Raw genomic sequence first — 23159 nt, forward strand, 5'->3', positions numbered from 1 at the left:
CGGCGACGCCGGGCCGCGCGCGCCCACCCCGGGCCGCCGGGCCTGGCTGCTGTGCGGGCCGGCGCTGTTGCTGGCCGGCCAGGTGGCGCTCGTCCCGGCGCTGTGGAGCGCCGCCGCCGGTGGCGGATCGCCCGACTTCCCCGGCCTGGCCCGCCCCGGCAACGGCGCCCTGCCGGGCGCGCTCGCGGTGCTGCTGTTCCTGGCGACGGCGTTGTTCCGGGCACCGATGCGCCTGGCCCGGGTGGTGTGGCCGCTGGCGCTGCTCGCCGGTTCGGTGCTGTTCGTGGCCGGGCGTCTCGTCCCGGCGTACCTGCTCACCGCCGCCGGCCTCGGCGGCTGCCTGGCGCTCACCGACTCGGCCGCCGACGACGACCGGGCCGCCGACGACGGGCGGGCGGGGGCGCGGCGCGGGCGGGCGGCGGCGCTCGGGATGCTGGTGTTCGCGGTGGCCACGGTGGCCTACTACGCCGCCTACGACCTGGGGTACCCCAACGGGTGGGCACCGGTCGCCACGGCCGTCCTGGTGGCTCTGGTGGCGGTCGGCGCGTCCCTCCGGCCCGGCGTGACGTCATCCGCCCCGGCGCTGCCCACCACGGCCCGGGTGGCGGCCCTGGGCGGCCTGACGGCGCTGGCCGGGCTCGCCGCCACGCTGCACGTGCCGCCCACCACCGCCCGGGCCGCCACCACCCCGGCGGCGGTGCGGGTCGCCGCGTACAACATCCGGATGGGATTCGGCCTGGACGGCCGGCTGGACCTGGACGCGGTGGCCCGGGAACTGCGCGGCGCGGACGTGATCCTGCTCAGCGAGGTCGACCGGGGCTGGTGGCTCAACGGCGGCCACGACACGCTGGCGTCGCTGGCCGGGCGGCTGGGGATGCCGTACGTCTTCGCGCCCGCCGCCGACCCGGTCTGGGGCGACGCGGTGCTCAGCCGCTTCCCGGCGCGCTCCGGGCAGACCCGGCGGCTGACCGCGCACGGTGCGCCGACCGGTGCGCAGGCGCTCGGCGTCACGCTCGACCTCGGCGGCCGGGAACTGGCAGTGGTGGCCACGCACCTGCAACCGCCGCCCGGCCGGGATCCGGTCGAGCAGGCGGGCGAGGTGGCCGCGTTCGCCGGCCGGTACGCGAACGGCCGTCCACTGGTGCTCGGCGGCGACCTGAACACCGAGCCGGACGACGCGGCGTTCGCCGAGTTCACCCGCGCGGGTCTGGTGGACGCGCTGGGGCCGGCCCGGCCGTTGCGGACCAGCCCGGCCGACGATCCGCGCACCCAGATCGACCACGTCTTCGTCTCGCCGGGCCTGACCGCCACCGAGGTACGCGCACCGCGCACCGAGGCCAGCGACCACCTCCCGGTGACGCTCACCGTCACGCTGCCCTGAGGGCCGCCACCACCGGCGCCGGCCGCGGCAGGTCTCACAACCGGTCGGGGAGGACCAGCCGGTCACCGGCGAACGGCAGCAGCCAGCCGCCGCCCTTGGCGGTGGTGAAGTCGTCGTCCACGCGGCCGGTGAGCCGTTCCAGCGCGCCCGGGATCACCTTGCCCTGGCTGCACACCGCCACCGTCCCGGCGGCCTGCGCCAGCGCGGTCAGCCGCGCCGCGGCCGCCAGCGCGCACTCCTCGGCCTGCTGGCCCGGCACCGGCTCGTCGAAGTCGCCGCAGACCTCGATCGGCAGGTCCAGCCGGGCCGCCGCCGGGTCCAGCGTCTGCACGCAACGCCGGGCCGAGGCGGAGAACAGGTGCGCCGGGCGGACCAGCGCGACCAGCGGGACCAGCGCCCGCGCCTGCGCCCAGCCCTGCTCGTCCAGCGGGCGGCCGTGGTCCGGGCCGGTCCAGGTGCCGCGCTTGCCGGCGTGCGCGTGCCGGACCAGCAGCACCGTCGCGGTGACCGGCGGCAGCGGCGCGAACGCGGCGATCACCTCGGCGTCGTGCGGGTAGCTGACGCGGCGTACCGCGTCGTCGACCGGGAACCAGGCCACGTCGTCGACCTCGGTGCCGGGCTGGAAACCGCCGGTGCCGACGGCCCGCATGGACCAGTAGTCGACCGCCTTGGCGTGGCCCTCGCTGCGGTAGCGGACCGTGGGCAGGCGTACCTGCGGCACGGCGCGTACGTCGGTCTCCTCGGCCACCTCCCGGACGGCGGCCACGAGCGGGTGCTCGCCGCGGTCCAGCTTGCCCTTCGGCAGCGACCAGTCGCCGTACCGGGGGCGGTGCACCAGGCACACCTCGACGCCGGCCGGACCCGGGCGCCACACCACGCCGCCCGCGGCCCGGATCCGTACCGGTTCGCCGTCGCTCACCCGCTCACCGTATGCCCGCCCGCCACGCGCCACGGCCCGCTCAGTCCGCCCGTCCGCCGACCCGGCGCAGCAACAGATCCTGCAGGTGGGTGAGCGGTGTGTGGCCGTCCCCGGTACGGCGGTGCCAGGTGCCGTCCGGGGCCAGCTCGAACGCGTCCACGTCGGGATCGAACGCGGCGGTGAGGACGTGGTCCAGTTCGGCCCGGGCCACCGGGTCGCTCACCTGCACCAGCGCCTCCACCCGGCGGTCCAGGTTGCGGTGCATCAGGTCGGCCGAGCCCATCCAGAACTCGGCGTCGCCGTTGTTGCCGAACCGGAAGATCCGGGAGTGTTCCAGGAACCGGCCGAGGATCGAACGGACCCGGATGTTCTCCGACAGCCCCGGCACACCCGGCCGCAGCGTGCACATGCCCCGGATCAGCAGGTCCACGTGCACGCCGGCCCGCGACGCGCGGTAGAGCGCGTCAGTGATCTCCTCGTCCACCAGGGAGTTCACCTTGAACTGCACCAGCCCGGGCATGCCCAGCCGGACGTGTTCGATCTCCCTGTCGATGCGTTCGATCAGGCCGCTGCGGATGCCCTGCGGCGCCACCAGCAGCCGCCGGAACGCGGTCTGCCGGCTGTAGCCGGTGAGCACGTTGAACAGGTCGGTCAGGTCGGCGCCGATCTCCGGGTCGGCGGTGAGCATGCCGAAGTCCTCGTAGAGCCGGGCCGTCTTCGGGTGGTAGTTGCCGGTGCCGATGTGGCAGTAGCGGCGGATCTGGTTGCCCTCCTGGCGTACCACCAGTGCGGTCTTGCAGTGCGTCTTGAGCCCCACCAGGCCGTACACCACATGGCAGCCGGCCCGTTCCAGCGTGCGCGCCCAGCCGATGTTCGCCACCTCGTCGAAGCGCGCCTTCAGCTCCACCAGCACCACCACCTGCTTGCCGGCGGCGGCGGCGTCGACGAGCGCGTCCACGATCGGGGAGTCGCCGCTGGTGCGGTAGAGCGTCTGCTTGATGGCGAGCACGTTCGGGTCGGCCGCCGCCTGCTCGACGAAGCGCTGCACGCTGGTGGCGAACGAGTGGTACGGGTGGTGCACCAGCACGTCGCCGTCGCGCAGTGTGGCGAAGACGCTGCGCGGCACCTCGCCCTCGGCCAGCCGCGGATGGGTGGCCGGCACGAACGGCGGGTCCTTCAGGTCGGGCCGGTCGGCCTCGCCGTAGAGCTGCCAGAGCGCGGAGAGGTCGAGCAGGCCCCGCACCCGCAGCACGTCGTGGCCGTCCATGTCCAGCTCGCGGACCAGCAGCTCCAGCATGTGGTCGGAGATGGAGGCGGCCACCTCCAGGCGTACCGGCGGGCCGAACCGGCGCCGGGCCAGTTCCCGTTCCAGCGCCTGGAGCAGGTCCTCGTCGCGGTCCTCGTCCACCTCCACCTCGGCGTTGCGGGTCACCCGGAACAGGTGGCACTCGACCACCTGCATGCCGGAGAACAACTGGCCCAGGTGCACCGAGATCAGGTCCTCGACCGGCAGGAACCGCACGCCCGGCTGGTCGCGGTGCACCCGGACGAACCGGGGCACGTTGTTCGGCACCTTGACCCGGGCGAACAGCTCCGAGCCGCCGTCCGGGTCGCGTACCGACACGGCCAGGTTCAGCGACCGGCCGGAGATGTACGGGAACGGGTGCGCCGGGTCGACGGCCAGCGGGGTGAGCACCGGGAAGATGTGCTCCCGGAACCAGGTGCGCAGCCGCTCCCGCTCGGCGTCGTCCAGGTCGCTCCAGCGCAGGATGCGGATGTCCTCGGCGGCGAGCTTCGGCAGCACGTCGTCGACCAGGCAGGCGGCGTGCCGGGCGACCAGCCCGGCCGCCTTCTCGGTGATCAGTTCGAGCTGGGTGCGCAGCGGCAGCCGGTCACCGCCGCGTACGGGCAGGCCGGCGGAGAGCCGCCGCTTCAACCCGGCCACCCGGACCATGTAGAACTCGTCCAGGTTGCTGGCGAAGATGGCCAGGAACTTCGCCCGTTCCAGCAGCGGGGTGCGCGGGTCCTCGGCGAGCGCCAGCACCCGGGCGTTGAAGTCGAGCCAGGACAGCTCCCGGTTGAGGAAGCGGTCCTCCGGCAGCGGCGGCACGGCCGGCGGGGCGGCGTCGGCGGCGGACTCGTCGGCCGGGCCCTCGACCGGGTCGAGCGGCTCGTCCAGCCCGGTCGCGCCGGCCGCGTCCGGGTCGGCGCCGAGGCGCTCCTCCGGGGGCCGGGTCTGGCGGAACCGCCCGTCCGGGCCCCGGGTGGGGTGGCCGTTGCGGGGCGTGCCGGGGTCGAGGATCGGCGGCGGACCGTCGGGGTGCTCGCGAGGGGTGCTCACCACCTCATGATTCCCCGAAGAGGGTGAACGGAAAATGAACTCGGGCCAGGTTGTTCACGCCATCGTCGGCAAGGTCACCCGGATCACCTCGCCGTCGGCGTCCCGCTCGATCCGGACACGCTGCCCCAATCGGAGCAGCCGCAACCCGGAGGCGTCGAACGCGCGGGCCGGGAACGCCAGTTCGGTGCCGTCGTCGAGCAGCAGCACACCGCTGCGGGTCGACGCGTCGTAGGTCGCCACCGTGCCCTGCATGCCAGCACCGTACCGGAACGCTCCGGCGACCCGGTCCAGCAGCGCCGCGGTGCGCGGCCCCACGCCCAGCCCGGCGGCGTCGGCCAGGTCGGCCGGGGTGTCCACGTCCCGGCGCAGGCTGGGCCAGTCACCGGCCAGCGGCAGCGCCCCGCTCGCCGCGTGCGCGGCGGCCGAGCCCGGCCCGAACTCCGGCGCCAGCGGCACCCCGGCCGGCGCGGCGAGCAGCACCGTGCCCGTGCCGGGGGCGTCCGCCACGAACCCGCGTACCCCCTGGGTGGCCCGCAGCGCGGCGGCCAGGTCGGCCGGTCGCAGCGCCGGCAGGTCGGCGGTCAGGCCGGCCACGGCGGCGCGCGGCCCGGCCACTGCCGCGCCATGCCGCAACGCCGCGTTCAGCCCGCCGCCGGGGTCGCCGACGACGCGGGCGCCGGCCGCGCCCGCCACCGCGCCCACCGACGGGTCGTCGGTGACCACGAGCACCCCGGCGACCGCCGGGCACGCCCGCACCGCGCGCAGCGTGTCGGCCGCCAGGGCCAGGGCCAGCTCCTCATGGGGTACGCCGGGCAGCGCGCCCCGCAGCCGGCTCTTCGCCGCTGCCAGGCGCTTCACCGGCGTCACCACGGTCCAGCGGGCCTCAGACACGCCGACCATCCTGCCAGCGGAGAGCGCTGGTACCCGCACTGGCCGCAGCGGGGGCGAACAGGCATGATTCTGTGCCGGGGCGCGTGGGCGGATCGAGGAGGCACAGTGGCACGGCGGAGGCTGGGGTTCTGGCGACGACTCGCCGTGGTGCTGGTGAAACCGCTGATGACGGTCTGGACCCGGCGCACCTGGCGGGGCATGGAGCACCTGCGCCACGACGGCGGCGTGATCCTCGTGCCCAACCACATCTCGCACGCCGACCCGCTGGTGGTCGCGCACTACATCTACGACGCCGGGCGCTGGCCGCGCTTCCTCGGCAAGGCGAGCGTGTTCCGGGTGCCGGTGGTCGGCGGGATCCTGCACCGGTGCCAGCAGATCCCGGTCGAGCGCGGCACCGTCGAGGCGGTCAAGTCGCTGGACAAGCTGGTCGCCGCGCTGGCCGAGGGGGGCGCGGTGGTGATCTACCCGGAGGGCACCACCACCCGCGAGCCGGACCTGTGGCCGATGAAGGGCAAGACCGGCGCGGCCCGGCTGGCGCTGGCCACCGGCGCCCCGGTGGTCCCGATCGCCATGGTCGGCCCGGAACGGATGTTCGACCCGCGTACGGCCCGGTTCGGGCTGCGTCCGCGTACCCCGGTGACGGTGATCGCCGGACCGCCGGTGGACCTGAGCCCCTGGGCCGGCGCCACGCCGACCCGGCCGATCCTGGAGGAGATGACGGACACCATCATGCTGCGCATCCGGGATCTGGTCGCGGAGATCCGCGGCGGCACGCCACCGCCGCTCTGGCAGCGGCCCGCCCGCACCGGCACCCGGGAGGTCACCGAATGAGCGGGCACGTCGCCGTGCTGGGCGCCGGTTCCTGGGGGACCGCGTTCGCCAAGATCCTCGCCGACGCCGGGCGGGACGTCACGGTCCTGGCCCGCCGGGCCGCGGTGGCCGAGGCGATCCGGACCGGGCGGCACAACCCGGAGTACCTGCCGGGGATCCGCCTGCCCGAGCGGGTGACCGCCACCGGCGACGCCGCCGAGGCGATCGAGGGGGCCGAGGTGGTGGTGCTCTCGGTGCCCTCGCAGACGCTGCGCGGCAACCTCGCCGACTGGACGCCGTACCTGGCGCCGGACGCCACGCTCGTGTCGCTGATGAAGGGCATCGAGCTGGGCACCACCAAGCGGATGAGCCAGGTGATCACGGAGACCGCCGGGGTGCCCGCCGACCGGGTGGTGGTCGTCTCCGGGCCCAACCTGGCACCGGAGATCGCCGCCGAGCAGCCGGCCGCCACTGTGGTCGCGGGCACCGACAGCCGCCGCACCGCGCTGGTACAGGCGTCAATCCGTACGCCGTACTTCCGCCCGTACACGAACGACGACGTGATCGGCTGCGAGCTGGGCGGCGCGGTGAAGAACGTGATCGCGCTGGCGTACGGCATCGCCACCGCGATGGGCTTCGGCGACAACACCCGGGCCATGCTGATGACCCGCGGCCTGGCCGAGACCGCCCGGCTGGGCGTGGCGCTCGGCGCCGACCCGATCACGTTCGCCGGGCTGGCCGGCATGGGTGACCTGGTCGCCTCCTGCTCGTCGCCGATGGCCCGCAACCGCACCTTCGGCGAGCACCTGGGCCGGGGGGAGACGCTGGAGCAGGCCCAGGCGGCCACCCGGCAGACCGCCGAGGGCGTCAAGAGCTGCCTGGCCATCCGCGACCTGGCCCGGGCGCACGGGGTGGAGATGCCGATCACCGAGCAGATCGAGCGGATCTGTCACGAGGGGATGGATCCGCGCCTGGCGGTGGACGCGCTGATGAGCCGTACCGCCAAGCCCGAGTCGTACGAGTGAGCGGAGCCGGGATGAGCAGCGAGCACTGGGGTGACGGGACGCGCAGCGTGCACGCCGGCCTGCCGGACGCCGTACCGGGGCAGCCGTTCCTGCCCGGCCCGGTCTTCGCCGCGCCGTACCACCTGGACCCGCAGCGCGGCCCGTCGGCGGCGGCGGACGGGTACGGCCGGCCGGACAACCCGACCCGGCGGCTGCTGGAGACGGCGATCGGCGAGCTGGAGGGCGGCGACTGCCGCGTCTTCGCCAGCGGCCAGGCCGCCATCACCGGGCTGCTGCTGACAGTGCTGCGTCCCGGTGACACCGTGCTCCTGCCCGCCGACGGCTACTACGCGGTGCGCTCGTTCGCCTCGGACACCCTGGAACGGCTCGGCGTACGCGTGGTGCTCGTGCCGACCGCCGGGCCGTACCCGTCGTTCGAGGGTGTGCGGCTGGTGCTGCTGGAGACCCCGGCGAACCCCGGCCTGGACGTCGTCGACGTCGCGGCGGTGGCCGGTGCCGCGCACGCCGCCGGCGCGCTGGTGGCGGTGGACAACACCACCGCCACGCCGCTCGGGCAGCGCCCGCTGGACCTCGGCGCGGACGTGGTGGTCGCCTCCGGCACCAAGGCGCTGACCGGCCACTCGGACCTGCTGCTGGGCTACCTGGCCACCCGGGACGCCGGGCTGCGGGACGCGGCGACAACCTGGCGCAACGCCACCGGCGGAGTGCCGGGTGCGTTCGACTGCTGGCTGGCCCACCGGTCACTGGCCACGCTGGACCTGCGGCTGGCCCGGCAGACCGCGAACGCGGGGGCGCTGGCCGACCTGCTCGCGGCCCGCCCGGACGTCACCGGCGTGCGGTGGCCCGGCCGGCCGGACGACCCGGCGTACCCGGTCGCGTCGGCACAGATGCGCCGCGTGCCGGGCGTGCTCTCGTTCGACCTGGGCGACGAGGGCCGGGTGGCCCGCTTCCTCGGCGCCTCGCGGCTGGTGGCCGCCGCGACCTCGTTCGGCGGGCTGCACACCACTGCCGACCGGCGGGCCCAGTGGGGCGACGCCACGACGCCGGGCTTCGTGCGGTTCTCCTGCGGCGTCGAGGACACCGCCGACCTGCTCGCCGACGTGGCCGCCGCGCTCGACGCGGCGGGCTGACGGCGTACCGGCCGCTGGGCTATCGTGACGGGCAGCCACGGCCCGTGCGGCCCCGACCCGAGGAGGTGAGTCCGATCCACAAGCAGAGGACCGGCGCTCCCTCCGAGTCCGCGTCGCCTCGGGGCTGAGGCGACGCCGGGGGCGCCGACGAGCGCTTCCCGAAAGGCTTGCCATGGCATCCACCGTGTTCACCCCCGATCGTCCGGCCCTCGTCCGGCGGCTGCGCGCCGCCGGCTGCGTCTTCGCCGAGGACGAGGCGGACCTGCTGATCGCCGCCGCCGACTCGGCGCAGGCGTTGACCCGGCTGGTCGACCGTCGCGTCGCCGGCCTGCCGCTGGAGCACCTGCTCGGCTGGGCCGAGTTCTGCGGCCGGCGGATCGCCGTACACCCGGGGGTCTTCGTGCCGCGGGGTCGTACCGCGCTGCTGGTCGACGCGGCGGCGGCGCTGGCCGGGCCGGCGCCGGCGGTGCTCGACCTGTGCTGCGGCTCCGGTGCCGCCGCGGTGGTGCTGCACGAGCGGCTCGCGCCCCGCTGGCTGGCCGCCGCCGACATCGACCCGGTGGCGGTGGCCTGCGCCCGGCGCAACCTCGAACCACTCGGTGTCCCGGTCTACCAGGGCGACCTGTTCGACGCGCTGCCGGCCGGCCGGCGTGGGCGGCTGGACCTGGTGGTGGCGAACGCGCCGTATGTGCCGACCGCCGCGGTGTCCTCGCTGCCGGCCGAGGCACGCCTGTACGAGGCGCCGGTGGCCCTGGACGGCGGCGCGGACGGCCTGGCCGTGTTGCGCCGGGTCGCCTCCGGCGCGGCCGAATGGCTCGCCCCGGGCGGGCACGTCGTGGTCGAGACGAGCGTCGCGCAGGCCCCGGAACTGTGCGCCGTGTTCACCGCCGCCGGGCTCGACCCGGACGTGGTACGCGACGAGGAGTGGGAGGCCACGGCGGTCACCGCCCGCCGTGCCGGCTGACCGCCACGGGGAGTCCGCGCGGGGGCGTGGCGGGTGGCCCGGGCGGGAACTAGCCTCGGGTCAGGCGCGGCGGGAGGCGGTGGCGGTGGGCAGCGCAGGGGTGCCGGTGGTGGTGGGGCTGGACAACGGGGGCACGAGTGACAACGCCACGGTGCTGACCGTCGACGGCCGGTTCCTGGTGGACGGGCTGCTGGAGATCCCGAGCGAGGTCGGCGCCGGCCCGGAGGCGGCGGTGGAGGCGCTGGCGCGGGCGTTCGACGGCGTGCTGGCGCACACCGGTGTGCCGCGTGACCTGGTCCGCGCGGTCGGGCTGGACACTCCCGGCCCGGCCAGCGCCACCGGCGTCATCTCCTCGCGCGGCTCGACGAACTTCTCCCAGCCCGCCTGGCGGGGCTTCGACGTGCGCAGCGCGCTGGAGCGGCGGCTCGGCCTGCCGGTGGTGTACGCGAACGACGGCAACGCCGCCGCGCTCTACGCCCACCACGTGCACTTCGGCGCCGAGGCGATGGCCCGGTCGTCGGTGTCGGCGATCGTCGGCACCGGGCTGGGCGGCGGCGTGGTGGAGTCCGGCCGGGTGGTCGGCGGCGCGGCCGGCATGGCCGGCGAGTTCGGGCACGTGCACATCCCGCTGGACGGCCTGGTCGAGCCGGACCAGGCGGCGCCGGTCTGCGCCTGCGGCTTCACCGGGGACGCGGAGAGCGTCGCCTCGCTCACCGCGATCCGGCGTAACCTGCTGCCGTACTGGCTGGCCCGGCACCCGGAGCATCCGCTCGCGGCGGAGGAGCCGGACCGGGCGGCGAAGCTGCTGCGCGGCTACGGCGAGCGGGGCGACCCGCTGGCCCGCCTGGTGTTCACCCAGCAGGCCAAGGCGCTGGGCCGGCTGTTCACCATCGCGGCCAACTTCACCGATCCGCACGCGTACTTCGTCGGCGGCGGTGTGGTGGAGGCGGCGCCGGAGTTCCGGGACTGGTTCCTCGCCACGGTCGCCGAGCACACGGTGCTCCGGGAGGAGCAGCGGGCGGTGGCCACCTTCGCGCTGGTGCCGGACCGGGACATGGCCGGGGCGCGCGGGGTGGCCATCGCGGCGCTGGAGGCGGTACGCGGCACCCTCAACGCCGCCGCCCCGCTCGGCTGAGGCCGGGCCGCTCAGGCGCGCGGCGGCGCGGCGGTGAACGCGGCCCAGGCGTGCGGCGGGAACACCAGCACCGGGCCGGCCGGATCCTTCGAGTCGCGGACCGCCACCGCGCCGGTCAGCGGGGCCATCTCCACACAGGCGCCCTCGTCGCCGCTGTGGCTGCTCTTGCGCCAGCCGGCCGGCGCCGGTGCGGCGCGGTTCGTGCCGTTCATCTGGTCACCTCTCGTTCCAGGCGGAGGAGCTGGTCCCGGCTGGCCGCCGGGCTCAGCGCCACGGTCCGCAGATGCTCCATGATCTTGACGCAGGTACGCAGGTCACCCGGCCGGTCCAGGATCATCTGCCCGGCGACGGTCTCCACCGAGGCGATGATCGGATCCGCCGGGTCGGCGAACTCCAGGATGTGCAGTGATCCCCGGGTGCCCCGGTGGTAGCCGGCGGCCAGCGGGATCACCTGCACCGTCACGTTCGGCAGCTCGGTCGTCTTGAGCAGATGCCGCAGCTGGCCGGACATGACCGAGCGGTCACCGACCGGGCGCAGCAGCGCGGCCTCGTCGATGATGGCGTCGAGGATCGGCGGCTCGGCGCCGGAGAGCCGCTGCTGGCGGTCCAGCCGTAGCCGGACCCGCTGCTCCACCTGCTCGTCGCTGAGCGTGTGCGGCCCGCCGCGCATCACGCCGCGGATGTAGTCGGCGGTCTGGAGCAGGCCGGGCACCACCGACGGCTCGAAGTTCGCGATGCCGGTGGCCTCCGCCTCCAGCGCGATGAAGTCGATGGTCCGGCGGTCCAGCAGGTACGAGTAGGACACCCACCAGCCGGGCTTGCGGGCGTCCTTGGCGAGCTCCACTGCCGCGGCGATCTCGTCCGGGCCCACGCCGTAGCTGGTCAGCAGCGCGCGCACGGTGGCGGGACTGATCAGCGTCTGCGCGTTCTCGTAGCGGGACAGCGTGCTCCGGGTGCTGTTGATCTCGTCGGCCGCGGCCTCCAGGGTGAGGCCGGCGGCCTCCCTGTGGGTCCGCAGGGCGATGCCGAGCCGTCGGGCCCGGGCGGTTTTCGGCGCCATGCATCGATGATCGCACATCTCTTGGGAATGCGGGCGTGAGAGAAAGTCGATGAGAGTTGCATTCATGCTCATAAACATGTCAATGTGTGACGGCGTCCTCACCGCCGGTGGTCGTGGCGACGGTGGTGGTGAGCGACCGGAGGGGATGGGGCGCGCGGCGGTCGGATTCTTACTCCCCCACGATCCGGCCGTCGCGTGCCCTGCCGGTCCACGAGACGGGGAGGGGTGCCGCGATGACCAGGTTCCTCGTGGTCCTCACCGACGTGCGCCAAGGCATGTGGCGCGACGAACGGACCAGCCCCGAGCGCCGCCGTCAGGTGGTCGGCGCGAGCAGCCGGGAGGCGGCCGACCGGATCGCCGGCGCGTTCATGGCGCTGGGCATGGTGCGGGCCGGACGGCAGCGGGTGAAGGTCATCGCGGTCGGCCGCCGGCCCCGGCATCCGGCCTGCTGAGCACCACCGTTCCGTTACTCCCCGTATATGTCACCCTGACCGTTTGCCACGCGACTCCGTGTCTCCCCGGGTAACGACCACCGCTTGCGGCAACGCACAGTAAGGTCAGTCGGGTGAGCGCCACCGGCGAGCACGGCCAGCCGCAGTCGCGAACGATGAGGTGACAATGACCACCCCAGGTAAGACCCGCGTGGCGATCGTCTTCGGCGGCCGCAGCCCCGAACACGGCATCTCCTGCGTCAGCGCGGGCAGCGTGCTGGCCGCCCTCGACCCGGACGAGTTCGAGGTGGTCCCGGTCGGCATCACCCGGCAGGGCCAGTGGGTGCTCGCCAGCGGCGACCCGAGCCGGCTCGCCATCGCCGACCGCAAACTGCCCGAGATCACCGCCGGCTCCGGCGCCGAACTGGTGCTGCGAGCCGACCCCGCCGTCGGCGGCCTGATGGTGCTCGACCCCGCCCAGGGGCCGGTGGCACTGGCCGACGTGGACGTGGTGTTCCCGGTGCTGCACGGCGCGTACGGCGAGGACGGCACGATCCAGGGGATGCTGGAGATGGCCGACATCCCCTACGTCGGCGCGAACGTCTTCGCCTCCGCCGCCGCCATGGACAAGGAGTTCACCAAGAAGCTCTGTGCCGCCGAGGGCATCCCGGTCGGCCCGTACGCGGTGCTGCGCGCCGGCATGTCGCTCAGCGAGGAGGACAAGGAGCGCCTGGGGCTGCCCGTCTTCGTCAAGCCGTCCCGGGCCGGCTCCTCGTTCGGCATCACCAAGGTCGACGACTGGGCCGACCTGGACGCCGCGCTCGTCACCGCCCGCGAGATCGACAGCAAGGTGCTCGTCGAGGGCGCCGTGGTGGGCCGCGAGATCGAGTGCGGCGTGCTGGAGGGCGAAGCCGGTGGCGCCCCCGAGGCGTCGGTGCTCGCCGAGGTGCGGATGATCGGCGACCGCGACTGGTACGACTTCGAGGCCAAGTACATCTTCGCCGACGAGGTCTGCGAGTACGACGTACCGGCCGACCTGCCCGAGCCGGTGGCCCGGCAGGTGCGCGACTACGCCACCCGGGCCTTCACCGCCCTGGACTGCTCCGGCCTGGCCCGAGTCGACTTCTTCGTCACCCCGCAGATGGACGTCTACCTCAACGAGATCAACACGATGCCGGGCTTCACCCCGACGTCGATGTTCCCGAGGATGTGGTCGGCCAGCGGGCTGGAGTACCCGAAGCTGGTGAACCGGCTGATTCGTACCGCCCTGCACCGCCACACCGGCCGCTGACCGCCTGTCCCGCCACGCCGGCCGCCGGCCGGCGGGCGTCAGGCGGAGCAGCCCGAGGGGGCCTGTTTCGCCGAGGGGACCGAGCTGACGATCGTGTCGGAGATCGAGGTCACCCACTGCAGCGGCGGCTCGTACGACTTCGGTACCCGGACCCGGATCGGGGTCTCCCGGTCGACGGTGGTCAGCACCGTGGCGTCGGCCTCCTCGGCCGCGTGCCAGCAGACCTTGTTGACAGTCCACACCTCGTCGGTGGGCGGGAACTGCGCCGGGCTGCCGCCGCACGCAATGGTCAGCGCCGGATCGCCGTACGCGGCGTTCTGCTCCGGGCCCGCGGTGACGGGGCGCTGCGGCAGGTCACGCACGCGGTCCGGAAGCTGCGACATCAGGGCCCGGCAGAGCACTGTCGGGCGCTCGGCCAGCGCCGGAGCGGGCATCTCGACCGGCGCGCTGGACTGCGCCCGAGGGCTCGCCGACGCGCTCGGCTCGGCCTCCGGCGACTCCGGGGCCAGCTTGGCGAACGTGAACGCGGCCACCGCCACGGTCACCGGCACCGCGACGAGTGTGGCCCAGAGTGCGGCACGGCGGGTGCCGCCGTCCCGGCGGGGAGAGGAGGTGTCCTTCTCGTCCACTTACAGCCGCACCACCGAACACGTGAGCGTGCGGGTGATGCCGGGCACCATCTGCACGTTGCTGACGATGAGTTTGCCGAGCTCGTCGACGGTGTTCGCCTCGGTGAGCACCACCACGTCGTACGGCCCGGTGACGGCGTCGACCCGTACCACGCCGGCCAGATCCGCGATCAGACCGGCCACGTCACGCGCCCGGCCGACCTCGGTCTGGATGAGGATGTACGCCTGTACCACGACTCGACCTCCGTCCGTCGCCTCCGGGCGACCCGAAGGGTGAAACTACCGTACTGAGCGGCTGTGATCCCTATCGGTTGCCGGTCGGACGCGGTGAGCGAGCACACGCCGGTACGGGTAGGGGTGGAACGTGCGGAACGACGCAGCGGAGCGAGGGGACGGAATGACTGTCACTGATGTCGGCGAGTTCGGCCTGATCGGCCGGGTGACCGCCCGGCTGGCGCAGGGACGGAACTGCCTGCTCGGCCCCGGCGACGACGGCGCGGTGGTGGCCGCGCCGGACCGGCGGGTGGTCGCCTCGACCGACGTGCTGGTGGAGGGGCGGCACTTCCGCCGGGACTGGTCGTCGGCGCGGGACGTGGGGCACCGGGCGGCGGCGGCCAACCTCGCCGACATCGCCGCCATGGGCGCCACCCCGACCGCGCTGCTCGTCGCGCTCTGCATGCCGGCCGAGCTGGACCCGGCCTGGGCTGAGGAACTGGCCGACGGGCTGGGCGCGGAGGCGGCACTGGTCGGCGCGAGCGTGGTCGGCGGGGACATGTCCGGCAGCCCGACGCTCACCATCGCGGTGACGGCGCTCGGCGACCTGGCCGGCCGCGACCCGGTGGTCCGCTCCGGCGCCCGCCCCGGCGACGTGGTGGCGCTGGCCGGGCGCACCGGCTGGGCGGCGGCCGGCTACACGGTGCTGTCCCGGGGTTTCCGCACGCCCCGGCTGCTGGTCGAGGCGTTCCGCCGCCCCGAGGTGCCGTACGCCGCCGGACCGGCTGCCGCAGCGGCGGGGGCCACCGCCATGATCGACGTGTCGGACGGGTTGCTGGCCGACCTCGGGCACGTGGCGACCGCCAGCGGCGTGGCGATCGACCTGAACCGCGACGCGTTCGAGGTGCCCCGGCAGATGCGGGACGCGGCGCAGGCGCTCGGCGTCGACCCGTACACCTGGATCCTGGCCGGCGGCGAGGACCACGCGCTGGCGGCGACCTTCCCGGCGGACGCCGCGTTGCCCGACGGCTGGCGGCCGGTCGGGCGGGTGGCGGACGGCGCCGGGGTCACCGTCGACGGCGGCGCCTACAGCGGCCCGCGCGGCTGGGACCACTTCCGCCGGACGGCGGACTAGCTGGTACGGCCGCCGGACGGCGGACCAGCTGGTACGGCCGCCGGACGGCGGATCAGCGGGTCGCGCGGCGGACCAGCGGGCCGGAGTGATCTGCGTCCGACCCCGGGCCGGCCGCCCGAAGCCGGGCCGGTGGCGGTCGTAACCTGGCACGGTGAGCGAGATCGAGATCCGGGAGCGGCGCTTCGACGCGCCCGAGTCGCGGGCGCTGATCCGGGCGGCGCTGGCCGACCTCGGCGCCCGGTACGGCGGCAGCGGCGACGAGACCCCCGTCGACGCGGCCGAGTTCACCCCGCCGGACGGCGTGTTCCTCGTCGCCTACCTGGACGGGCGGCCGGTGGGCTGCGGCGGCTGGCGCAGCCACGGCGAGGACGGCGACACGGCCGAGCTGAAGCGGATGTACACCGACCCGGCGGCCCGGGGCCGGGGCGTGGCCCGCTCGGTGCTCGCCGCGGTCGAGCGGTCCGCCCGCGACCACGGCCGCAAGCGAATCGTGCTGGAGTGCGGCGACAAGCAGCCCGAGGCGATCGCCATGTACACCTCGGCCGGCTACGAGCGGATCCCGAACTTCGGCTTCTACAAGGACGCCCCGGGCTGCCTGTCGTACGGCCGTACCCTCTAGTCCACCGAGATGCGGATCGTCCCGGCGGCGCGGCGGGCGGCGTCCGCCGCCTCGTCCGGTGTCGCGCCCCAGGCCATCAGGTGCCCGCTGCGGTGCGCCGAGGAGAGCAGCTCCGGCACTGTCTGACCGACCTTCGTCTCCACCCGCACGTCGAGCACGCCCGGCACGCGCAGCGCGTCGCGCCGGCCGTCCACGGCGGTGACCCGGCCGGGCGGCGCGATCAGGAACTCGATCGCCGCCGCACCGCTGGCCCGCGCCGGCAGCGCCGGCCGTTCACCGCGCAGGATCCGCAGGTACGCCTCGATGACGTCCCGCTCGTAGGCGATCGAGATGAGCGCGGTGATCATGTCGCCGGGCATCCGGGCCGCGCACTCCACGAGCGTCGGGACGCCGTCGACCAGGATCCACTCGCTGTGCAGCATGCCGCTGCGGAAGTCGGCCGCCTCGGCGAGGCGTACCGCGGCGGCGCGCAGCGCGTCGTGCGCGGCGGCGGGCAGCGCGGACGGCACGGTGTGGCCGGTCTCGACCGGGTACCGGCCACCGGCGATCCGCTTGTCGGTGACGTTTGCGAAGACCACGTCGCCCTCGGCCACCAGCAGCTCCACGCTGTGCTCGGAGCCGACCAGCAGTTCCTCGACCAGCACGCCGGTGGGCAGGCCGCGCTCGGTCGCCTCGGCCGGGTCGGGCGGGGTGGCGCTTGCCGCCCAGCGGGCCGGCACCTCGGCCGGGTCGGTGATCAGCTGCACGCCCAGGCTGCCGGAGCGGCGGGTGGGCTTGAGCACGCACCGGCCGCCGTGCGCCCGCGCGAACTCCACCGCCCGCGCCGGGTCGTCGACCAGCTCGTACGCCGGGTTCGCGAGCCCGATCCGGTCGGCGAGCAGCCGCATCCGGTGCTTGTCGGAGAAGACGTCGGCGGCCTCGACCCCGGCGCCGGGGAGGCCGAGCCGCTCGGCGAGCCGGGCGGTGGCGCCGACCGCGTACTCCAGGCCGGGCAGGACCAGCCGGGCGTCGGCGAGGCCGGGCTCGCGGGCGAGCAGGGCGTCGGGGTCGAAGCCGGTCTGGTACTCGGCGGCGACGAGGCGCCCGATCATCGGCAGCCGCTCGGCGAACCGGGCCAGGTCGCGGCGGGCGATCACGTCCGGCTCCTCGACCAGCACCACGCTGCCCGACGGCAGCTCCTGGTCGAACCAGCTCAGCGAGCCGAACGACGCGCCCACCACCACCAGTTGCTCGCGACCCAGATCGAGGTCCACCGGTCACCCTCCCCACGGCTCGCGCCGGAACCGGACGGCCGGCGCAGCAGCACCCTAACCGGCCGGATCGAGGCGGTCGCCGTACGGTCGGTCAGGGGTGCGGGGGCGGGTCGGCCGATACCGGGCCGGTGGGCACGGCGGTCGCCGGACACGACAGAAGCCGGCGGACCCCGAAGGGATCCGCCGGCGACCGACGATGTTCCGGTGGCGCTACCGCGTCAGGCGCGGGTGACCTTGCCGGCCTTGATGCACGAGGTGCAGACCTGCAACTTCTTGGTGGTGCCGCCACCGGCCGGGGTACGCACCGACTGGATGTTCGGGTTCCAGCGGCGGTTGGTCCGCCGGTGCGAGTGGGACACGTTGTGGCCGAAGCCCGGCCCCTTGCCACAGACGTCGCACACGCTAGCCACGGGATACTCCTGGGATTGAAACGTTCATGAGGTCGCCGCCAGGCGCTGCCCGGGCAACCTGGTCAGGTTACCCGATGACAGTCGGTACGCCCAACCGGCCCTTACGCGAGCCCACCCAGCGTACCGGCGTCCCGGCCGGGCCGTCCGCCGGGGCGGACACGCGGTGGACGACCCCGGCGCGTGTCGGTGCGCGCCAGTAGGCTTCCCGACGTGCTGGAGACCCTCGACGCCGCAGCGGTACGCCGCTGGTGCGCGAGCGGGCTGGCCGCCCTCCGCACCCACCAGGGCGAGATCGACGACCTGAACGTCTACCCGGTGCCCGACGGCGACACCGGCACCAACCTGGTGCTCACGCTCACCTCGGCCCAGCAGGCCCTGGCCATGGACCTCGGCACGCTTCCCGACGACGGGCACACCCCGCACGGCCACGCGCTGCGGCTGATGGCCCGGGGCGCGCTGCTCGGGGCGCGCGGCAACTCCGGGGTGATCCTCTCGCAGATCCTGCGTGGCCTCGCCGACACGCTCGCCGCCGTGCCCGCGGTGCGCGGGCGACAGCTCGCCGACGCCCTGTCCGACGCCACCACCGCCGCCTACGCCGCCGTCGCCCGGCCGGTCGAGGGCACGCTGCTGAGCGTGGTCTCCGCCGCGGCGCACGCCGCCCGCCGGGCGGACACCGACGACCTGCGCGCCGTGGCCCGGGCCGCCGCCGAGGCGGCGGCGCACGCGCTGGCGCGTACCCCCGAGCAGTTGCCGGAGCTGGCCCGCGCGGGCGTGGTCGACGCCGGCGGGCGCGGCCTGTGCCTGCTGCTGGACGCGCTGGTCGAGGTGATCACCGGGGAGAGCCTGGCGCAGCCGGCGTCCGAGCCGCCCACCCGCCGCGCGCCGGCCACCGCCGTGCGGGAGAGCGGCTCCGACGCGTACGCCTACGAGGTGCAGTATCTGCTCGACGCCACCGACGAGGCGGTGGCCCGGCTGCGCGCCGAGCTGGACGCGCTCGGTGACTCACTCGCGATCGTCGGCGACGGCGCCGGCACCTGGAACGTCCACGTGCACGTCAACGACATCGGGGCGGCGGTCGAGGCGGGCGTGGTCGCCGGCCGCCCGCACCGGATCAACGTGACCCGCTTCGCCGATCAGGCCGCCCCGGCGCCCGGACCGCGGGCGCCGCTGCCCGAGGGGCGGGCCGCCGTGGTGGTGGCCACGGGCGCGGGCATCGCGGAGCTGTTCACGGCCGAGGGCGCCGTGGTGGTGCCCGCCAACCCGTCCACCGGCGAGCTGCTCGACGCGATCCGGGCCACCGGCGCCGCCCGGGTGGTGGTGCTCCCGAACGACCCGAACACCCAGTCGGTGGCGAGCGCGGCGGCCAGGGAGGCGCACGGCCTCGGCGTGAAGGTGAGCGTGGTGCCGACCCGCTCGCCGGTGCAGGCGCTCGCGGCGCTGGCCGTGCGCGATCCGAAGCGGCGGTTCGAGGACGACGTGATCGCGATGGCCGAGGCGGCCGGCGCCTGCCGGTACGCCGAGGTCTGCCACGCCGCCCGGGAGGCGCTCACCGTCGCCGGCCCGGCCCGCCCGGGCGACGTGCTGGCCCTGGTCGAGGGCGAGGTGCACCTGATCGGGCAGGATCTGGTCGACACCTGCACCGCAGTGGTGGACCGGATGCTCGGCGGCGGCGGTGAGCTGGTCACGCTGCTCTGCGGCGCTGACGCTCCGGCCGGGCTGGCCGACCGGGTCCGCGCGCACGTCGAGGGGGCGTGGCCGTTCGTCGAGGTGCAGGCGTACGAGGGCGGTCAGCCGCACTATCCGCTCCTGGTGGGGGTCGAATGACTGGTGAAGCGGCCACTGTCGACACGCCGCTGAAGAAGCTGGTCGGCGAGCGCACCGCGAAGGCGCTGGCCGGGCACCTCGACCTGCACACCGCGGGCGACCTGATCTACCACTTCCCGCGCCGGTACGACGAGCGCGGCGAGCACACCGACATCCGCTCGCTCGACGTGGGGGAGCAGGTCACAGTGCTCGCCCAGGTGCAGCGCACCGCCGTGCGCCCGATGCGCCAGCGGCGCGGCAACCTGCTGGAGGTGACCGTCGGCGACGGCTCCGGCGGCGTGCTCACCTGCACGTTCTTCGGCAACCAGGCGTGGCGGGAGCGGGAGCTGCGGCCCGGCCGGTGGGGGCTGTTCGCCGGCAAGGTGACCGAGTTCCGGGGCAAGCGGCAGCTCAACGGCCCGGAGTACGTCCTGCTCGGCGAGGGTGGCGAGGGCGAGGCGGCCGCAAACGAGGAGGTCGAGGAGTTCGCCGGGGCAATGATTCCGGTCTATCCGGCTGCGGCGGCGGTGCCGACCTGGGTGATCGCCCGCTGCGTCCGCGTCGTGCTCGACACGTTCACCCCGCCGGAGGACCCGTTGCCGGCCACCGTGCGGGCCACCCGCAACCTCGCCGACATCGGCACCGCGCTGCGCGAGATCCACCGCCCGACCAGCAAGGAGGCGCTCTACCGGGCCCGCCGCCGGCTGAAGTGGGACGAGGCGTTCGCCGTGCAGCTCACGCTGGTGCAGCGCAAGCACCGGGCGGCGGCGTCGCCGGGACGGGCCCGCCCGGCGAAGGCCGGCGGCCTGCTCGACGCGTTCGACGCCCGGCTGCCGTACGAGCTGACCTCCGGCCAGCAGGTCGTCGGGCGGGAGATCGCCGCCGACCTGACCCGGGCACACCCGATGCACCGGCTGCTCCAGGGCGAGGTGGGCTCCGGCAAGACGGTGGTGGCGCTGCGCGCCATGCTCCAGGTGGTCGACGCCGGTGGGCAGGCCGCGCTGCTCGCGCCGACCGAGGTGCTCGCCGCCCAGCACCACAGGGGCATCCTCGACCTGCTCGGGCCGCTCGGCCGGGCCGGTGAGCTGGGCGCCGCCGACGACGCCACACGGGTGGAGCTGGTCACCGGCTCGCTCGGCGCGGCGGCCCGACGCCGGGCGCTGGCCGAGGTGGCCGAGGGCCGCGCCGGCATCGTGCTCGGCACGCACGCCCTGCTCTACGAGGGCGTCGACTTCCACGACCTCGGCCTGGTGGTGGTGGACGAGCAGCACCGCTTCGGTGTCGAGCAACGCGACGCGCTGCGCGCCAAGGCCGAGCAGCCGCCGCACGTGCTGGTGATGACCGCGACCCCGATCCCGCGCACCGTCGCCATGACCGTCTACGGCGATCTGGAGACCTCCACGCTGTCCCAGCTTCCGCAGGGCCGCTCGCCGATCGCCTCGCACGTGGTCCCGGCGGCCGAGAAGCCGGCGTTCCTCGACCGGGCCTGGCGCCGGTTGCGCGAGGAGGTCACCAAGGGCCACCAGGCGTACGTGGTGTGCCCGCGCATCGGAGAAGGGCCGGTGTCGGACGAGGAGGCGCCGCGAGAGGACGACAACGGCCGGCGCCCGCCGCTGGCGGTGACCGAGGTGGCCCCGCTGCTGGCCGAGGGTCCGCTGCACGGGCTGCGGATCGGGGTGCTGCACGGCCGGCTGCCGGCGGACGAGAAGGACGCGGTGATGCGCGCGTTCGCCGACGGCAAGCTGGACGTGCTGGTGGCGACCACTGTGGTCGAGGTCGGCGTGAACGTGCCGAACGCGACGGTGATGATCGTGCTGGACGCCGACCGGTTCGGTGTCTCCCAGCTGCACCAGTTGCGCGGCCGGGTCGGCCGGGGCTCGGCCGCCGGTCTGTGCCTGCTGGTCACCGAGGCGGTCGAGGGTTCGTCGGCGCGGGAGCGGCTGGACGCGGTCGCCTCCACCACCGACGGCTTCAAGCTGGCCGAACTCGATCTGGAACAGCGCCGGGAGGGTGACGTGCTGGGCGCGACCCAGTCCGGCCGCCGCTCGCACCTGCGGCTGCTGTCGCTGAGACGCGACGCCGAGCTGATCCGCGACGCGCGGGCCGAGGCGATCGAACTGGTCGAGGACGATCCGGATCTGTCCCGGCACCCGGCGCTGGCGGCGTCGGTCGCCGCGCTCGTCGACGAGGAACGCGCCGAATACCTGGAGAAGGGCTGACGGCGGGCCGGCGCCGTCGCGGGGCAGCGGCACGCGCGTGGCGTGCCCAGGCTCGCGCCGGCCGGGTGGTCGACGCGCCCTCGGTGCGGGTCAGGCGGTGAAGCGGATCCGGCGGCGACGGGCCACCACGACGCGCCGGGTACGTCGTGCCCGCCTCGCGGCGTCGCGTAGCGTCGGGGCATGCGCAGGGAGCGACGGTGACCCGGATCGTGGCCGGCACGCTCGGCGGCCGGCGGATCGCCGCGCCACCGGGTGCCGGCACCCGGCCCACCTCCGACCGTGTGCGGGAGGCGCTGTTCAGCGCCGTGGACTCGCACGTCGACCTGGACGGGACACGCTTCGCCGACCTGTACGCCGGTTCCGGCGCGGTCGGCCTGGAGGCGCTGTCCCGGGGCGCGGCCCACGTGCTGCTCGTCGAGTCCGACGCGCGGGCCGCCCGGGTGATCCGGGAGAACATCGCCGCGCTCCGCGCCGCGCCGGCCGCGCGCCTGGTCACCGGCAAGGTCGCCACCGTGCTGGCGGCCGGCCCGGACGGGGAGCCGTACGACGTGGTCTTCGCCGATCCGCCGTACGCGGTGCCGGACTCCGAGATCACCGCGAATCTGGCCGCGCTCGTCGACGGCGGCTGGCTCGCCCCGGACGCCCTGGTGATCGTCGAGCGGTCCAGCCGTACCGGACCGGTCACGTGGGTGGAAGGTGTCACTCCGGAGCGCAGCAGGCGTTACGGCGAGACCACTCTTTGGTACGGTCGCCGATCATGAGACGTGCGGTCTGCCCGGGCTCGTTCGACCCGGTCACCAACGGACACCTCGACATCATCGGCCGGGCCAGCCGGCTCTTCGACGAGGTGATCGTCGGAGTGCTGGTCAACCAGTCCAAGCAGGGCCTGTTCACGGTCGAGGAGCGGATCACCATGCTCCAGGAGGTCACCGCCTCGTACGACAACGTGCGGGTGGAGTCGTTCCGCGGCCTGCTTGTCGACTTCTGCCGCGCGCAGCAGGCGAGTGTGCTGATCAAGGGCCTGCGTGCGGTGAGCGACTTCGACTACGAGCTGCAGATGGCCCAGATGAACATCGGCCTGGCCGGCGTGGAGACCCTGTTCATGCCGACCAACCCGCTCTACTCGTTCATCTCGTCCAGCCTGATCAAGGACGTGGCGAAGTGGGGCGGCGACATCTCCGCACACGTCCCCGACCTGGTCCGCGAGCAGCTCTCCGCCCGCCTCCGCCCCTGACCCCACCCACCCCTACCCCCCGCCCACGCGATCTTGCACATTCGGCCCGGACATTCCTCCCGTAAGGGGCGAGCGCCGGGCCGAAAGTGCAAGATCGACGGGGGGAGGGCGACGGGGGCGGGCGACGGGGCGAGGGCGATGGGCGGGGAGGACGACGCGCCGGGTGGGGCGGGTGGGGTGCTTGTGGCTCGGGCGCGACATGATGTGTGGCAGCGCCGAGACCGGGCGCAGGCCGCATGATGGAGGGCGGCCGACGAAGACAGGAG

General features: G+C 74.7%; 23 protein-coding genes and 1 pseudogene. 14 read left to right on the forward strand and 10 right to left on the reverse strand.

Annotated features, from left to right (window positions below):
• A partial coding sequence (locus tag AB0D28_RS26490) for an endonuclease/exonuclease/phosphatase family protein (protein ID WP_357390066.1) occupies positions 1-1381 on the forward strand: 1381 nt, incomplete at its 5' end.
• A 34-nt stretch (positions 1382-1415) separates the two neighbouring features.
• Here the strand turns inward: AB0D28_RS26490 and AB0D28_RS26495 are convergent.
• The 4 genes and pseudogenes from AB0D28_RS26495 to cofC form a co-directional block, all read right to left on the reverse strand.
• On the reverse strand, positions 1416-2333 hold the full coding sequence (locus tag AB0D28_RS26495; protein ID WP_357390068.1) for an NUDIX hydrolase: 918 nt from the start codon (positions 2331-2333) through the stop codon (positions 1416-1418).
• 7 nt (positions 2334-2340) lie between these two features.
• Entirely contained in the window at positions 2341-4479 is a 2139-nt protein-coding gene (locus AB0D28_RS26500; protein WP_357390115.1) for an RNA degradosome polyphosphate kinase, read from the reverse strand.
• 216 nt (positions 4480-4695) lie between these two features.
• Entirely contained in the window at positions 4696-4893 is a 198-nt protein-coding gene (locus tag AB0D28_RS26505) for a cold-shock protein (protein WP_357390117.1), read from the reverse strand.
• 39 nt (positions 4894-4932) lie between these two features.
• Positions 4933-5541 (reverse strand): annotated as a pseudogene (gene cofC / locus AB0D28_RS26510) (2-phospho-L-lactate guanylyltransferase); the annotation flags it as partial.
• Between the two features lie 96 nt (positions 5542-5637).
• Here cofC and AB0D28_RS26515 point away from each other — a divergent pair.
• The 5 genes from AB0D28_RS26515 (at position 5638) to AB0D28_RS26535 (ending at position 10596) form a co-directional block, all read left to right on the forward strand.
• Positions 5638-6363 carry a lysophospholipid acyltransferase family protein gene (locus AB0D28_RS26515; protein WP_357390070.1) on the forward strand — a complete coding sequence of 242 codons (726 nt, stop codon included), beginning with the start codon at positions 5638-5640 and terminating at the stop codon, positions 6361-6363.
• Complete coding sequence (locus AB0D28_RS26520) at positions 6360-7367, forward strand: NAD(P)H-dependent glycerol-3-phosphate dehydrogenase (protein ID WP_013284538.1); 1008 nt, start codon at positions 6360-6362, stop codon at positions 7365-7367. Before AB0D28_RS26515 ends, AB0D28_RS26520 begins: the two co-directional genes overlap by 4 nt.
• 11 nt (positions 7368-7378) lie before the next feature.
• On the forward strand, positions 7379-8497 hold the full coding sequence (locus AB0D28_RS26525) for a cystathionine gamma-lyase (protein WP_357390072.1): 1119 nt from the start codon (positions 7379-7381) through the stop codon (positions 8495-8497).
• 172 nt (positions 8498-8669) lie between these two features.
• On the forward strand, positions 8670-9461 hold the full coding sequence (locus AB0D28_RS26530) for a putative protein N(5)-glutamine methyltransferase (protein WP_357390074.1): 792 nt from the start codon (positions 8670-8672) through the stop codon (positions 9459-9461).
• An 85-nt stretch (positions 9462-9546) separates the two neighbouring features.
• On the forward strand, positions 9547-10596 hold the full coding sequence (locus AB0D28_RS26535) for an ROK family protein (protein WP_357390076.1): 1050 nt from the start codon (positions 9547-9549) through the stop codon (positions 10594-10596).
• Positions 10597-10607: 11 nt separating this feature from the next.
• Here the strand turns inward: AB0D28_RS26535 and AB0D28_RS26540 are convergent, their stop codons facing one another.
• Both AB0D28_RS26540 and AB0D28_RS26545 read right to left on the reverse strand, forming a co-directional pair.
• Positions 10608-10808: a DUF397 domain-containing protein gene (locus AB0D28_RS26540; RefSeq protein WP_357390078.1), complete on the reverse strand. Its 201-nt coding sequence runs from the start codon at positions 10806-10808 to the stop codon at positions 10608-10610.
• Positions 10805-11656: a helix-turn-helix transcriptional regulator gene (locus tag AB0D28_RS26545; RefSeq protein WP_357390080.1), complete on the reverse strand. Its 852-nt coding sequence runs from the start codon at positions 11654-11656 to the stop codon at positions 10805-10807. The genes AB0D28_RS26540 and AB0D28_RS26545 overlap by 4 nt, the downstream gene beginning before the upstream one ends.
• 233 nt (positions 11657-11889) lie before the next feature.
• Between AB0D28_RS26545 and AB0D28_RS26550 the strand changes: the two genes are divergently transcribed.
• Both AB0D28_RS26550 and AB0D28_RS26555 read left to right on the forward strand, forming a co-directional pair.
• Complete coding sequence (locus AB0D28_RS26550) at positions 11890-12108, forward strand: hypothetical protein (RefSeq protein ID WP_357390082.1); 219 nt, start codon at positions 11890-11892, stop codon at positions 12106-12108.
• Positions 12109-12274: 166 nt separating this feature from the next.
• Positions 12275-13378, forward strand: a complete 1104-nt coding sequence (locus tag AB0D28_RS26555; RefSeq protein WP_357390084.1) for a D-alanine--D-alanine ligase family protein — start codon at positions 12275-12277, stop codon at positions 13376-13378.
• A 38-nt stretch (positions 13379-13416) separates the two neighbouring features.
• Here the strand turns inward: AB0D28_RS26555 and AB0D28_RS26560 are convergent, their stop codons facing one another.
• Both AB0D28_RS26560 and AB0D28_RS26565 read right to left on the reverse strand, forming a co-directional pair.
• Positions 13417-14007: a DUF3515 domain-containing protein gene (locus tag AB0D28_RS26560; RefSeq protein ID WP_357390086.1), complete on the reverse strand. Its 591-nt coding sequence runs from the start codon at positions 14005-14007 to the stop codon at positions 13417-13419.
• On the reverse strand, positions 14008-14241 hold the full coding sequence (locus AB0D28_RS26565) for an Lrp/AsnC ligand binding domain-containing protein (RefSeq protein ID WP_088646044.1): 234 nt from the start codon (positions 14239-14241) through the stop codon (positions 14008-14010).
• 163 nt (positions 14242-14404) lie between these two features.
• On the opposite strand from AB0D28_RS26565, the gene AB0D28_RS26570 reads away from it, so the two are divergent.
• Both AB0D28_RS26570 and AB0D28_RS26575 read left to right on the forward strand, forming a co-directional pair.
• Positions 14405-15355 (forward strand): thiamine-phosphate kinase, encoded by a 951-nt coding sequence (locus AB0D28_RS26570; RefSeq protein ID WP_357390088.1) that lies wholly within the window; start codon positions 14405-14407, stop codon positions 15353-15355.
• A gap of 151 nt (positions 15356-15506) precedes the next feature.
• On the forward strand, positions 15507-15974 hold the full coding sequence (locus AB0D28_RS26575; RefSeq protein WP_357390090.1) for a GNAT family N-acetyltransferase: 468 nt from the start codon (positions 15507-15509) through the stop codon (positions 15972-15974).
• On the opposite strand, the gene AB0D28_RS26580 is transcribed toward AB0D28_RS26575, so the two are convergent.
• On the reverse strand, positions 15971-17227 hold the full coding sequence (locus AB0D28_RS26580; protein WP_357390092.1) for an ATP-grasp domain-containing protein: 1257 nt from the start codon (positions 17225-17227) through the stop codon (positions 15971-15973). The two genes, AB0D28_RS26575 and AB0D28_RS26580, sit on opposite strands and share 4 nt — an antisense overlap.
• A gap of 218 nt (positions 17228-17445) precedes the next feature.
• The gene (gene rpmB, locus AB0D28_RS26585; RefSeq protein WP_013284551.1) at positions 17446-17637 is read right to left on the reverse strand and encodes a 50S ribosomal protein L28; all 192 of its coding nucleotides are present in this window, start codon (positions 17635-17637) and stop codon (positions 17446-17448) included.
• Positions 17638-17847: 210 nt separating this feature from the next.
• On the opposite strand from rpmB, the gene AB0D28_RS26590 reads away from it, so the two are divergent.
• The 4 genes from AB0D28_RS26590 (at position 17848) to coaD (ending at position 22893) form a co-directional block, all read left to right on the forward strand.
• A complete protein-coding gene (locus AB0D28_RS26590) occupies positions 17848-19461 on the forward strand; it encodes a DAK2 domain-containing protein (protein ID WP_357390094.1) in 1614 nt (537 codons plus the stop codon).
• Positions 19458-21659 (forward strand): ATP-dependent DNA helicase RecG, encoded by a 2202-nt coding sequence (gene recG, locus AB0D28_RS26595; RefSeq protein ID WP_357390096.1) that lies wholly within the window; start codon positions 19458-19460, stop codon positions 21657-21659. The genes AB0D28_RS26590 and recG overlap by 4 nt, the downstream gene beginning before the upstream one ends.
• A 197-nt stretch (positions 21660-21856) precedes the next feature.
• Positions 21857-22420: a 16S rRNA (guanine(966)-N(2))-methyltransferase RsmD gene (rsmD, locus tag AB0D28_RS26600; RefSeq protein ID WP_357390098.1), complete on the forward strand. Its 564-nt coding sequence runs from the start codon at positions 21857-21859 to the stop codon at positions 22418-22420.
• Entirely contained in the window at positions 22417-22893 is a 477-nt protein-coding gene (gene coaD, locus AB0D28_RS26605) for a pantetheine-phosphate adenylyltransferase (RefSeq protein ID WP_357390100.1), read from the forward strand. The genes rsmD and coaD overlap by 4 nt, the downstream gene beginning before the upstream one ends.
• The last annotated feature ends 266 nt before the right edge of the window (positions 22894-23159 follow it).

Source organism: Micromonospora sp. NPDC048169 (assembly GCF_040652815.1).
In the GTDB taxonomy this organism is placed as follows: Bacteria; Actinomycetota; Actinomycetes; order Mycobacteriales; family Micromonosporaceae; genus Micromonospora.

Bases quoted from the DNA above. Each gene is read 5' to 3' on its own strand.
- AB0D28_RS26555 (WP_357390084.1), top strand. From the start codon at position 12,275: ATGACCACCCCAGGTAAGACCCGCGTGGCGATCGTCTTCGGCGGCCGC.
- AB0D28_RS26520 (WP_013284538.1), top strand. From the start codon at position 6,360: ATGAGCGGGCACGTCGCCGTGCTGGGCGCCGGTTCCTGGGGGACCGCG.
- AB0D28_RS26530 (WP_357390074.1), top strand. From the start codon at position 8,670: ATGGCATCCACCGTGTTCACCCCCGATCGTCCGGCCCTCGTCCGGCGG.
- AB0D28_RS26550 (WP_357390082.1), top strand. From the start codon at position 11,890: ATGACCAGGTTCCTCGTGGTCCTCACCGACGTGCGCCAAGGCATGTGG.
- recG (WP_357390096.1), top strand. From the start codon at position 19,458: ATGACTGGTGAAGCGGCCACTGTCGACACGCCGCTGAAGAAGCTGGTC.
- AB0D28_RS26525 (WP_357390072.1), top strand. From the start codon at position 7,379: ATGAGCAGCGAGCACTGGGGTGACGGGACGCGCAGCGTGCACGCCGGC.
- AB0D28_RS26540 (WP_357390078.1), bottom strand. From the start codon at position 10,808: ATGAACGGCACGAACCGCGCCGCACCGGCGCCGGCCGGCTGGCGCAAG.
- coaD (WP_357390100.1), top strand. From the start codon at position 22,417: ATGAGACGTGCGGTCTGCCCGGGCTCGTTCGACCCGGTCACCAACGGA.
- AB0D28_RS26545 (WP_357390080.1), bottom strand. From the start codon at position 11,656: ATGGCGCCGAAAACCGCCCGGGCCCGACGGCTCGGCATCGCCCTGCGG.
- AB0D28_RS26505 (WP_357390117.1), bottom strand. From the start codon at position 4,893: ATGCAGGGCACGGTGGCGACCTACGACGCGTCGACCCGCAGCGGTGTG.
- AB0D28_RS26570 (WP_357390088.1), top strand. From the start codon at position 14,405: ATGACTGTCACTGATGTCGGCGAGTTCGGCCTGATCGGCCGGGTGACC.